General features: G+C 49.4%; 13 protein-coding genes. 5 read left to right on the forward strand and 8 right to left on the reverse strand.

Annotated features, from left to right (window positions below; genetic code table 11):
* The first annotated feature begins 577 nt into the window (after positions 1-577).
* The 3 genes from O0S10_RS01285 (at position 578) to O0S10_RS01295 (ending at position 2891) form a co-directional block, all read left to right on the forward strand.
* Positions 578-1066, forward strand: a complete 489-nt coding sequence (locus O0S10_RS01285) for a MogA/MoaB family molybdenum cofactor biosynthesis protein (RefSeq protein ID WP_268924076.1) — start codon at positions 578-580, stop codon at positions 1064-1066.
* Positions 1067-1068: 2 nt separating this feature from the next.
* A complete protein-coding gene (locus O0S10_RS01290; RefSeq protein ID WP_268924077.1) occupies positions 1069-1575 on the forward strand; it encodes a GNAT family N-acetyltransferase in 507 nt (168 codons plus the stop codon).
* A gap of 248 nt (positions 1576-1823) precedes the next feature.
* A complete protein-coding gene (locus tag O0S10_RS01295; protein WP_268924078.1) occupies positions 1824-2891 on the forward strand; it encodes a class I SAM-dependent methyltransferase in 1068 nt (355 codons plus the stop codon).
* A 20-nt stretch (positions 2892-2911) separates the two neighbouring features.
* Here the strand turns inward: O0S10_RS01295 and cgi121 are convergent, their stop codons facing one another.
* The 4 genes from cgi121 to O0S10_RS01315 form a co-directional block, all read right to left on the reverse strand.
* Positions 2912-3421 carry a KEOPS complex subunit Cgi121 gene (gene cgi121, locus O0S10_RS01300; protein ID WP_268924079.1) on the reverse strand — a complete coding sequence of 170 codons (510 nt, stop codon included), beginning with the start codon at positions 3419-3421 and terminating at the stop codon, positions 2912-2914.
* Entirely contained in the window at positions 3422-5614 is a 2193-nt protein-coding gene (locus O0S10_RS01305; RefSeq protein WP_268924080.1) for an ATP-dependent DNA helicase, read from the reverse strand. It lies immediately after the preceding gene.
* A gap of 91 nt (positions 5615-5705) precedes the next feature.
* A complete protein-coding gene (locus O0S10_RS01310; protein WP_268924081.1) occupies positions 5706-6248 on the reverse strand; it encodes a KH domain-containing protein in 543 nt (180 codons plus the stop codon).
* A 1-nt stretch (position 6249) separates the two neighbouring features.
* The gene (locus tag O0S10_RS01315) at positions 6250-7080 is read right to left on the reverse strand and encodes a serine protein kinase RIO (RefSeq protein WP_268924082.1); all 831 of its coding nucleotides are present in this window, start codon (positions 7078-7080) and stop codon (positions 6250-6252) included.
* 313 nt (positions 7081-7393) lie between these two features.
* On the opposite strand from O0S10_RS01315, the gene O0S10_RS01320 reads away from it, so the two are divergent.
* Complete coding sequence (locus O0S10_RS01320) at positions 7394-8131, forward strand: cephalosporin hydroxylase family protein (protein ID WP_268924083.1); 738 nt, start codon at positions 7394-7396, stop codon at positions 8129-8131.
* A 25-nt stretch (positions 8132-8156) separates the two neighbouring features.
* On the opposite strand, the gene O0S10_RS01325 is transcribed toward O0S10_RS01320, so the two are convergent.
* From O0S10_RS01325 to O0S10_RS01335, 3 genes are all read right to left on the reverse strand, one after another.
* On the reverse strand, positions 8157-9110 hold the full coding sequence (locus O0S10_RS01325; protein ID WP_268924084.1) for a tyrosine--tRNA ligase: 954 nt from the start codon (positions 9108-9110) through the stop codon (positions 8157-8159).
* A gap of 252 nt (positions 9111-9362) precedes the next feature.
* Complete coding sequence (locus O0S10_RS01330) at positions 9363-10097, reverse strand: winged helix-turn-helix domain-containing protein (protein ID WP_268924085.1); 735 nt, start codon at positions 10095-10097, stop codon at positions 9363-9365.
* A 60-nt stretch (positions 10098-10157) separates the two neighbouring features.
* Entirely contained in the window at positions 10158-10565 is a 408-nt protein-coding gene (locus O0S10_RS01335) for a pyridoxamine 5'-phosphate oxidase family protein (protein WP_268924086.1), read from the reverse strand.
* Positions 10566-10807: 242 nt separating this feature from the next.
* On the opposite strand from O0S10_RS01335, the gene O0S10_RS01340 reads away from it, so the two are divergent.
* Positions 10808-11008: a hypothetical protein gene (locus O0S10_RS01340; RefSeq protein ID WP_268924087.1), complete on the forward strand. Its 201-nt coding sequence runs from the start codon at positions 10808-10810 to the stop codon at positions 11006-11008.
* 192 nt (positions 11009-11200) lie between these two features.
* Here O0S10_RS01340 and O0S10_RS01345 read toward each other — a convergent pair whose 3' ends face one another.
* Positions 11201-12391 carry a histidine phosphatase family protein gene (locus O0S10_RS01345; protein ID WP_268924088.1) on the reverse strand — a complete coding sequence of 397 codons (1191 nt, stop codon included), beginning with the start codon at positions 12389-12391 and terminating at the stop codon, positions 11201-11203.
* Between the last annotated feature and the right edge of the window lie 4 nt (positions 12392-12395).

Consider the following 12395-nt stretch of genomic DNA (forward strand, 5'->3'; position numbering starts at 1 on the left):
ACGTATCAGATCCATAGATTACCTTACGTCGTTTTTCCTATTAATATACCGCTGTTTCCACTGGAAAGTAATGTTATGGGATCATGATGCTGATGCCTAGTTAAGAGTTTAAACTAGTCAAGATACCAGATAGAATCTCAGGAGAACACCATAGATGCTATACTTACTCCCCCACCCCTTTGTTTCGAGTGGAAACGGTGATCAGGTACACTCGAAAAATTTTAAATGCACTCCACATTTTCCCCAATTTTTGTTTTACTTCTAAATTAATCTTTTACATTTTACAATCAATAAAAAAATTTTACAATATTTAAAAGAGAAAGTTTTATATTATTAGAAGTAGAGTTACTTATGATTAGTACCACCTCATATGGAAGTATCATTTCGGGAGGATACCTTCCATATGTTCCACTCGAAACAAAGGGGTGAGGGGCATTTCCTGAAAAGAGTGAAAAAATCCTGATCAAAAAATGCTTCTCCCTGATCTGTTTTCCATTTTTTGTGAATGATTAATCTTTTTCATTAAACTCATCCTAATACGAATTGCATAATACTAAAGAATACCTACATAGTCTTTATGCCAGCCGAGCACCGAAAAGATATTTCCATACAAACTGCTGTCATCACTGTTTCCACCACCCGTACGGAAAAAACAGATCTCAGCGGGAGGATCATACGCGATGCATTTACCGCAGCAGACATTCCGGTTGTGTCACTGATAATTGTCAAGGATGACATCTCCGAGATTCGATCTGCCGTTCTTGAAGCATTAAAAATTGCAAACTGCATTGTGGTAAACGGCGGTACAGGTCTTACCCATGATGACTGTACGATTGAAGCGGTTTCCTCTCTGTTTCAGAAGACGATGGACGGCTTTGGCGAACTATTCCGGATGAAGAGTTACGAGCAGGTAGGGAACTCGGTGATCCTTTCCCGTGCAGTTGCGGGAATTGCAAATGGCCGTGCGATATTCTGCATTCCGGGATCACCAAAAGCAGTCAAGCTTGCATCAGAGGAGATCATCGTTCCTGAGATTCGCCACATCCTCACTCATGCAGGTCAGTGATCATGCCGGAACTTTCCTTTTTTCCGGTAACAACTGATCCGGAGATTGCAGCAATTGCAGAACTTGCGAAGGAGATCTGGATGGAACATTTTCCTCCGATCATTGGTGCGGCACAGACCGCATACATGATCGAAACGTTTCAGTCTGCTGAAACAATCAGCAGTCAGATCGCAGAGGGCGGGTATCAGTACTATATTTTGCAGCTGGGTTCAGATCGAATTGGCTACACTGCTGTTCATCCCGAGCTGGAGAATCATGCAATGTTTCTCTCAAAAATTTATATCAGAAAAAATTTCCGCGGCCGGGGACTTTCCCGCGCTGCGATGGATTTCGTTGCATCCCTCGCTGAAGAACGCGGACTTGGGATGATCTATCTGACCGTGAACAAGCGGAATTTTTCCTCTGTTGCGGTGTACGAAAAACTCGGGTTTGTCCGTTCCCGGGAGATGGTAACCGAGATCGGGAACGGATTTGTGATGGATGATTATGTGATGGAAAAATATCTATGAATCTATTGTGTTTTACTGAATTTCCTATCGGAGACGGGAGTTGGCCTTCTGATCAATAGGTTGATATGAGTACACGAATATAGTTTAGTATATGATTGATGTATTGGGTGTTAATTGCACCCCCCCCCCAAGTATTCCATAATTACCTCCCCATCTGTATCCCTTGTTCGTTCACCCTACGTTCGAGAGGTTGTATGATGTCCTGCCCTCTTTGTTCCTCGGGACACATCTTGCCTTTGTACGCTGCAATGAATGTTCCTGCTTTTCAGAACAAGGCATATCCCACTAAGGAAATTGCTGAATCTGTTCCCTGTGGTAATATCTCCTTATATTTTTGTGAAGATTGCGGGTTTGTATGGAATGCGGCATTTGATCCATCTCTTCTGGAATATGATGAACATTATCAGAATGAGCAGGGGTACTCCCCTATGTTTCAGTCCCATCTCCAGAATGTTTGTGATATTCTGCTTCCCTCCCTCTCCCACGAATCACATGTTGTGGAGATTGGATGTGGAAAAGCGACGTTTCTCATGAAATTGGGGGAGCTTGGATATACTGTTCATGGCTATGATCCGGCATATGAGGGAACAGATCCAAGAATCATAAAAGAGTATTATTCCCGTGACATGGTTGCTCAGCAATCTTTTGGTAAAGCTGATCTGATTATTTTACGTCACGTTCTCGAACACATCTCACATCCTCTCCAATTTCTTCAGTCTATTGCCGAGGCCAATGACTATCAGGGATTACTGTATATTGAAGTCCCGGATTTCCGTTGGATCGTTGAAAAAAATGCATTTTATGATGTATTTTTTGAACACTGTAATTATTTTTCCCTTCCGGCTTTAACGGGTTTGTTCTCTGATGTACTACATGCCGGGACATTCTTTGGTGATCAGTACTGTTACGTTATTACCAGACTTGCGGACCTTCACCCTCCCGATGTGAATACGCAGCAGCCGTCTTCCCCACCGATTCTGCAGTTCTCAACATGTGTTTCTGCATGGAGGTCTCTTGTCTCCTCCGGTTCCTTTGTAGTTTGGGGTGCAGGTGCGAAAGGAGCGACCTTTTTGCGTGAGATCGATCCGGCACGAGAAACCATCGTGTCAGTTGTTGATATTAATCCAAAAAAACAGGGAAAATATATGCCAAAAACCGCGCACCCAATTGTCTCTCCTGAAACTCTGCGTGGGACACCGGTGTCCGGCATCATTGTCATGAACGAGAATTATCTGGAAGAAATTTCGATGAGTGTTCGGGGGATTTGTGGTGAGGTACCGATATACGTACTCGGAAAAAAACCTGTACCACGCTGATCATATTTTTTCGTATATCTTCATTTGTACGCGTCCATCAGGGCAACCCGTTCGATTACCAGCTCACCGATACGATCTTCTCCGACGACCTCAATCTCTTCTGCGGTGATCCCAAACTCCTCCATCAACACTGCCCGGGTTGCACGCACCCCGTGCTCTTCAAACGAAACGATCCCGCTCAGCAACTCCCGTGCCAGTTCCGCATCACCGCCGAACATCACTACAAACAGTACGTTTTCTCCTGCATGCAGGCCGAACCGGGGCGCAAGGGAACACTGCCGCTGGCCGGAAGCATACAAAAGGATCTCCATTGCAAGCGTTCGGGCAATCGGTTTTCCGGAAGCAAATGACCGTTCTGCATGCCGGACTGCGGAACGGATATGATCCGGCCCTGCGACTTTTTCTGCATCAAATAGTACAATGGTCGATGCGGTTTTTTTTGCGATCGCATTGACCTGTGCGAGGACTGCCGCCGTATCACTGACTGAGGCTTTGGCCTCATACATTGTTAGAGACTGTTCCATCATCATCTACTCTCCAAAATCAAACAGGGTTTTCTGCGGCTTCGGCTCTGCCGGAGCTGCGGCAGGGACCGCCTCGATCTTCTCTTCCTCTGGAAGAGTGGGAAACTCTGCCGCCTTTCCTGTCTTCTTCGCTGCCTGCTCCAAAACATTTTTCGCAAGAACATTTCCCAGAATTGACACCACATCACGGCTGTCTGCCAAGAGCAGAGCTTCGGGTGTGGTAATTCCGCGATCGAACAGCCGCCGGGCACGGACGCGGCCGATGCCCCGAAGGGTAATCAGCGGCAGCAGCTCTTCTTTCACTCCGTTCTCGATCCGGATCTCAAGGTCTCGCACCTCGGAATCAAACCGCGGAGCAAACTCATGCGTGATTCTCCCTGCCGCATGCATCAACCAGCGGAGATTTTCTACCACGGCGTGGATGTCTCCTGCGCCCACACCGAAGTTCTCACAGATAACGTCCTCCGGTACCTCCTCGCACCAGGCCTCCGCAACCAGTGCCGTCTTCACCGCAGCGAAGAACTCCTCGGACAACTCCTCGCACCACAACTCATCACCTCGTTCGCAAAACACCTGATCCACCAGTCGTTCATCCGACGCCTTCAGGTAAAACCGGAACATATCCGGTGTCATGCACAAAAGATGCAGCATCCCGAACGCTGAAAACATCTCCTGTCTCTCCAGAGTTTCCCGAAGCATCGATGCCGTCTCCGGGTCAAGATACAGGCGGGAAGCAAGAACACCGAACTGCGTTCCCCACAGGCCGCCGTCTGCTTCTTCGGTGATCATCCCGCTCTGCACCAGATACTCCAGAGCCTTGCCGATGTTTCTGTCAAGTCTCCGGTGCGTTGTCTTCTGGCTTGCATAAAAGGATTTTTCCATGAATCCTTCAACTTCCGCATGCGTGGACGCAAATCCGGTCGTGATCAGCGCCAGCAAATGATTCCGCAGCTCGTTCTCTTTCTGGCACTGGGACGAGATGTTCTCCGCCGGTGCGTCGATGAACTCCTCAAACAGGCGGTCAACCGCCTCGCGGTCTTTCGCAATCAAGACCGCCTCACCGTACGGATCCAGTCTCGGCCGTCCGGCACGTCCGGCCATCTGCCGGTACTCCATCACCGGAATCGGATTCATCCCGATACCTGCCTCGTATCGCTGATAGTCGCGGATAATTACCCGCCGGGCAGGAAGGTTCAGGCCTGCGGCCAAGGTCGGGGTTGAGGCGATCACCTGAATGTCGCCTTTTCGGAATCCTTCCTCCACCGCCTCACGGGCCTGCCGCGGCAGGCCTGCGTGATGGAATGCCGCGCCGTTCCTCACCGCGTTCGCCAGTACTTTTCCGGACGGTGTTGCATCTGCCTTTGCGATTCTGTCTGCATAGCCATCAAGCTCCGTCGACTTCTTCTTCAGTACAGTTGCAGCCCGTTTTGCGTACGCCTCCGCCGATCTCCGGGAAGATACGAATACCAGACACTGTCCTCCCTCCCCGACGGTATCCAGCAGGAGATTCAGATCATCGTCTTTCTTGGGAGTCGGTACGATCCGTTCCGCGCCGTGGAAGTGAATCGCCCCGTTGTGGTAGACACCTTCACGGAGGTCTACCGGGCGCCACTCACTCGTGATGAGGCCTGCATCCAGCCATTTTGCAAGTTCCTCCGGGTTTCCCATCGTTGCCGAAAGACCGATGATCTGCATGGCTGGATTCTGGTACCGCAGTTTTGCAATCACCATTTCCAATGTCGCGCCCCGGGAAGGATCGCCGATCAGATGAATCTCGTCCACCACGAGGAGTGAAATCCGCTTCAACCACTCGGATCGGTTCCGCAGCAGCGAATCCGTCTTCTCCGAGGTTGCCACAATAATATCATAGCGGCCCAGATACTCATCGCGCTGATCCGGATCTCCTGTCGCGATCCCGACCTTCACTTCTTTTCCTGAAAAATCCTCATATTTTTCTGCAGCAAGTGCCTTCAGGGGAACAATATAGAGACACTTTCCCCCGTCTGCGATCTCCTTCTGCATCGCCATTTCAGCAACAAGGGTCTTGCCTGATGCGGTCGGAATTGCGACGAGCAGGTTTTTTCGCTCAAACAGACCTGCATCTACGCATTCCGCCTGCGGCGGGTAGAGCTCGGTGATACCCAGCGCCGAATACTTCGTGCGCAGCGAGATTGGAAGAGGCAGTGAGTCTATTTTCATGGAATGGCCGATCCGATATATGAACCCCTTTGTTTCGAGTGGAACTATGGAGAAACTCTATTCATAAATAAAGATTGTGAATGATAGCTTCTCAATAGTAGTAGCTTATAACATTCATCTTGGCTTCCTTCTTCTTGCGGTCAAGGAAGTTGAATACGGTATTGTGATCCGAGCCGCTGATTAGCATAAGAACTGCGGTGTGGGCGTCGTTCACCTGATCCGGCATTCCGATGATACCGATGGTTTTTCCGTACACCGAGATGTAGGTACCGGTCATGTTTTCGATCTGTTCCCGGGCTTTTCCGTCGCGGCCGATGATTCGTCCACGGACGCGGGAGAGCTTCTGCGGGGTGTCGGCATCGTCGGAGATGTCGATTAAGTCCAGTACCATATCGTCATCTTCCAGAAGTTTTCGTGCGCGTTCCGGGGAGAAGCCGCGACCAATTGCTTTGATGATCTCCATCGATCGGATCTCGGCAAGTGCGTCTTCTTCGTTGGTGATGGTTACCAGGCCGTCCTTGCTGTCCACTTCGAGGGTTACCTCGAGCAGGTTTTCCAGATTTTTGCGGGTTTCGCCGTGCTTTCCGATGATTGCGCCGATACGGTCGTTGGGGATTTTTACTTCCTGGGTCATGTTATATCTCGAAAAATTCTTCTCCGACTATGTTGCGGAAGAGTTCATGTTCATCGGTTGTTTTGCATTTTGGTGCAAAAAACCTGTTGATGTTTCTAATGTCGCGGAACAGGAAGTTGTAGGCCTTCGGGTGTTCCGGTGTTACTGCCTGCGCCATGTCGATCAGAATGAGGCCGTCGGGGCCGGTGAGGATGTTGTACTCGGAGAGGTCTCCGTGTACAAGCCTGGCTTTCTGATACAGATCGCGAATGAGGCCGACTGCATCCTGATAGGTTTCTTCGGGGCTTTTCGGAAGTTTCTGGCGCATCTGTGGATACGGGATTCCGTCTTCTCCCAAAAATTCCATGATCAGAATGTTTCTGTCAAAGGCAAACGGTTCGGGGCAGGGGATGCCTGCTTCTCTGGTACGGGCGAGGTTACTGTACTCCTTTTTGGTCCAGGCAAAAATGATGTCTTTGTGCGTGTGCCTGATGTTGGAAAACCGGGGATCGCCTAAGATGTACTCGCTCATGGTGGTGAAGTTCCCGGTGCGCAGACGGTAGATTTTGACTGCGGCACCGACTTCCACTCCCGCATCGCTGGTGCGTCCGGCAAAAAATACGTTTGCTTCTTTTCCGGTGGAAATGGAACCTCCGATTGAGCTGATGACTTTTTTGTTCACCAGTTTGTAGAGGGCAAGAAGCGTGATTTCATCGAAAACCTCGCCGGTAACTTTTCGGGAATCTTCGTCTTTACGGATTTTGATGCCGAGGTCTGCGAGTTTGCGATCCAGCCGCTCGATTCTGTCGAGGTTTTCGTGGTGGTGATCTCGTGGTTTTGGTGTTGATTTCATTTTTTGGGGGGGTGATGTATTCGCAATCAGTAGTTATTTCGTGTACTGGGTATTAGTTCTTCGCCCTGTCTCTTTTCTAATGTAGGATTTTGGGTTGACCCGGGTCACCCCAAAATCCTACAGAAAAGAACTGGCTCAGACCCAACTCACAAACCGCGGTTTGTTTGGATTTAGTAGTTGATTTGTTTTCAGAATGTGTCTTTATCCATTTTTTCATGTTTGTTTTTTCTGTAATTTTTCATGTTTTTCAGAGAAATACGATATGTTAACAGGAAGGTTTATACCCCCCCCCCCAAATACTTCCTGATTTTATATGAATCCAATAGAAGAATTTCAGCTGGAAAGAAAAGATCGTATCTCTTCATATCATGGGAATACCTCCCTGCAAGATATTTCCCGGAAATTTACTGAAGTAACAATCGCTGCAAAGTACCAATACAATTTTTCCTGGCTTGGTCGTCCAACAATTCACTATCCTCAGGATCTCGTGGCGATGCAGGAAATCATCTGGAATGTGAAGCCGGATTTAATCATCGAGACAGGGATCGCCCATGGTGGCTCACTCATATTTTCTGCATCCATGCTTGAGTTGCTTGGTGGAGAGGACAGGGAAGTGGTGGGTCTTGATATTGATATACGGGCGCACAATCGTGCAGAAATTGAAGCGCATCCATTGTTTAAACGAATCACTCTAATCGAAGGAGACAGCACATCTCCCGAAATTGCTGAACAGGTATATGCAATTGCACAAAAACATCAGAACATTCTTGTTTGCCTTGACTCGAATCATACGCATGATCATGTGTTAAAGGAGCTGGAATTGTACTCTCCCTTGGTGAGTACGGGCAGCTACTGTATTGTTTTTGACACCATCATTGAAGATTTACCCGATGACATGTTCTCGGACAGGCCTTGGTGTCATGGGAATAATCCAAAGACTGCGGTCTGGGAATTTTTAAAAACACATGATGAATTCTCCGTAGATGCAGAAATCATTCAGAAGTTACTGGTGACTGAAGCACCCGACGGATATTTGAAAAAAATAAAATAATTTTTTCGCACGTTTTTCCGTACACTCAGTTCCTGTAGCTCTGCACGTATGCGTACGCATCCGCGAGCAGCTCCGTCAGAGAGTCACCACAGGCTGCCTTCAGATCCATCGGGTGAATCTTTCCTGCTGCATATGCCGCCTCAAGTTCTGCGTAGCTCTGGTACTCCGCATTCCCGCCGAACTTCTCGGGGCGGCGAATGACAACCTCCGGCACACGGGGGAAGATATTGTACTGGAACACCTGCAGAATCGGGTTTCCTTCCACCTCAGGTGGGCAGAACGCCTTCTTCATCTTCTTCTTGATCTCCTCGGGCGAATCGGCGACTGAGACGACGTTGCCTTTCGAGGAGGACATCTTCTGACCGTCAAGACCGTTCACAATCGGTGTGTGGATACAGACCGGCGGCTTGTAGCCGAGACTGGGCAGATGTTCGCGGGCCAGCATGTGAATCTTGCGCTGGTCGATACCGCCGACCGCCGCGTCAACGTTCAGGGTCGGAATATCGACAACCTGCATGACCGGATACACCATCTGCGAGACCATCGGGTTATCCATTGCCCGGCCGACCTCGTCCATACTGCGGGTGGCACGGTTCAGCGTGATTTCCTGACACAGCGTTAGGACCTCGGTCTGATACTTGGGCGTCAGCTGGACATCCGTTCCCAGCACAAACTCCGCACCTTTCAGACCGCATGCCTCAATGCATGCCTTGTTGTACTCGGCAAGTTCTTTGATCTGCTCAAACGTTCCCTTCCGGTTCAGATATGCGTGCAGGTTTGCGATCAAGACCACAACGTCAAACCCTGCTGCTTTCATATCCATCAGTTTATTGATGGTCACCAGGTGACCGAGGTGAATCTCGCCGCTGGGTTCATACCCGGTATAGACCCGCTTTGTTGGTTTGTTCAACAACTGCCGGAGTTCGTCCTCTGTGACAATCTCCGCCGTGTTACGGGTGACGAGTTCGTATGCGTCCATATCCTACTACGTTGGAATCACAATGAGATAAAGGATGTGTGATACAGTGTAGACAGGTTGAAAAAAGTGAGAGGTTATCCCTCGGGTGTAGCTCTTCGGCGGCTTCTTGGTGCAGTCCGCAATTGTTGTGGTTCCGTCGAGGATGCCGAACTGTTCCAGAACAAACATGATTGAACGGACATGGGGATTGCCGTCTTTGTCGCCTTCCGCCCTTCTTCATAAAACAGTGTTCTTTCGGTCCTGCAGTCAAAATTATCCGATTTTCTCCATCAGAACGGAGGCAGCACTGAGCAGTTCGTGTCCACGGCCGGTCAGGACGTACTCTTTTCGTTCGCCCTTCTGCAGAATCATTTCGGCGGCAAGAAGTTTTTCCAGATGGAACAGCAGATTTCCTCCGCGAAGTCCGGTGAGTTTTCCCAGATCGGCGAATGATTTCGGTTCGCTTGCAAGAGATTTGAGAATTTTTACACGGATCACATTTGCCAGCGGTTCACCAATCCATGCGACTACTGCTTCGTCGGAAAGGTCCTGAATCTGTTCGCCAATATCGTCCCCCGCATACACTCCCGCACTTTTCAGCAGTTTTGTGTAGGCGGCAAACAGTTTGTCCGCTTCCAGGAGGCAGCCGGTACAGTACTCATACGTGCACAACTTTTGTGCCCCTTCATATTCGCGGCGGATTTTTGTAATCTCTTCAGGGGAGATTGATCCGGTCTTCAGGCTCCCAAGCAGGATGGAAAGTGTTTTTTCAAACTGCGGCAGACACTGCTCTTTTACCGGACAATTTCTGGCCTGTGTTTCCAGTGTCTCCTTTGCCCGCATCATCTCACCTGCGATAATAGCGTCCGCTGCATGTTTGCGAAATGTGTCAAGTGTTCCGGAACTGTTTCCGGATTCCGGTGTATTGATGCAGCGCCTCATCTCGGTTCTGAGTGTTTCGATCTCGGTTCTGAGTGCGGCGAGTTCTGCGGTCAAAGCGTCTTCCATTGTTCTGCAGTACCTCATTCTCTTTTGAAACAGATGAAGATATAGGAAAAATAGAAAAAGTTAGATTGTGAAGGTCTTCGGCGGCTGACCGGAGAAGTCGGCAATGGTTGCGGTACCGTTGATGATCGTGAAGATTTCAAAGTCCGGGTTTTCAGCGGTCTGATAGATACTTTTTACAATCGGACTTGCTTCGATGATCGCTTTTTTGATCTCCATGTCCTTTGAGAAAGAGACGGTCGCAGAAATTCTGAGCCAGGCAAACTCCGGGTTCGCAACGGTGATCTCAACCTTGGGATGTGCCGTCATTTCCTTGTACATCGATTTTTTGTTGGAGGTACAGAAGTACGGTTTTCCATCGCGCTCAAGGTAGTACATGAACGGGCGAACCTTCGGGTTGCCGTCTTTGTCAACGGTCGCCAGGTACATGACCTGATTGTTTTTCATAAACTCAATTACTTCGGTTGTCATGATGATCTTTTTCCTGAGATTTCTGTGGGAACTCTCTACAACTCTATTGATCGTCATTGTTTATAAAAATAACTTTAAAATGTATTTTTATGACCTTATTGAGGGTGGAGGCTATGTCTTGGTTTGTTCGAAGCTTTTTTTATCGGAGCTGAATTCTGACGCTATTTTGGGTTTTATATTTATACTTTTTTCAGTCGGGAAAAGATGCCGCGCCTTCTCTTTCAGCGTTCATCTTCAACGCCGTGATCATTGTCCTGCCGATTCTGCTTGCATTATCGTCGTTCCGGTTTGTCCCCATCAAGACACCGGAACGCGTTTTTGGTGTTATTGGAGTACGTCCGACGGATGCAAACGGTGTTATTTCTCCGGAGGTCTGCAGTGTTCTCGGCATTTTCACTGATCTTGCCGGTCTTGCGATGGGAAGAATTTCCCGGGAGGAGTAAGATGCATACCTTTCTCCAACGTTGTTGTCGCATCTTTTCCCTCCGAGAAGGACCCGTCCGGCGCATTGATACACCGAATGTATACGTAAGGTGTCCGTTGACACTGAAAAATACCGTTATTCAACAGATATTGAGCGGATGGATGCAGACTGATTTTTGCGGACTGCCTCCATCCGACGGCCGTTTAAATTTTTATTCACGAAGAAGAGAGGAGGGATCCAGCAGATGCTCTTCTCCCCGCCACCAGAGGAAGTACTGGTTCTTCCGCTGCATCAGAACACAGCCGTCAAGAAATCCCGGCCAGTCGTCGGTGAAGTCGTAACCGGTTAAGACAGAGACGAACGGCACAATCCATGCATCGTGGGTAACACACACGGATATTTCCCCGTCTTTAAGAGTACTTTCCACAAAAGAAAACATTCGTTCCGTTCCCTCTTTAACAGGATAATGACCGGGCAGCATCTCTCCCGCAACGTATCTGAGGCTCATGATCTTGACCGGGTTTACGACGTAGAACTCTCTGACAATGTCGTCGTCTGCAACATAGGCACTGGGTGTTCCAAGCATCAGACTTTTTTCTGTTTCCCCATCCATTCCTGCCCCGGCCAAAATTTCATCCCCGGTCTGGACGCATCGCACCATCGGGCTTGCGTATGTCCGGAGCGGCACCTTCGAGAGGGCAGCACCGAAAGCACGCGACTGCCGCCTCCCGCGGGTCGTGAGAACTTTTGTGGATCCGGGCTGACCTTTGATGAACGGTTCGCGTTCTCCGTGCCGCATCAGAACTGCCGCTGCATCCCATTCTGTGCTCTGCAAAACTTTTGGTATCGGATTTTCCGGTGGGACGTAACGGACCGTTCCCCTCAGGGGAAACGGCGTGTCCGGCTCTTTCGTCCGCTCAAGAGCCGAACCGTCCGGACTGATGAACAGCCATCCGGCATCGTCACGGACGTACGCTTTTCCCCCTGCAAACGGCCGGGCATCATAGTACCAGTCGCCATACAGCAGTTCTCCGGCGGTGGTGATATGGGTTGCGCCGAACGTTTCATGATACACCACCGCTGATCCTTCGGAAAACCCGGTCGCGTACAGGTAGGTCTCAAAGGCGATCGGTTTACCCTCTTCATCGATGAACAGGTAGCGTCCGTCTGCGTTGCGGACGGGTGCGACACCTTCGGAAAAGTTTCCTGTCCATGCGTACCGTTCGTTGTACGCGGGTTCCCCGAGAAAATTTATGTGATATGCTCCCGTATCATCCCAGACTGCGGCAAGTCCCGGAAAACGGAAAGGGCCGACACTCTGAAAGTGGTGCTCATAGATCGGTCTTCCCTCATAGAGGTGATGTGTTCCGTCCGGGCTGATGATCAGATCGTCAAAGTCCATATAA

Origin of the sequence: Methanocorpusculum petauri, from assembly GCF_026891975.1 — an archaeon.
Taxonomy (GTDB): Archaea; Halobacteriota; Methanomicrobia; order Methanomicrobiales; family Methanocorpusculaceae; genus Methanocorpusculum; species Methanocorpusculum petauri.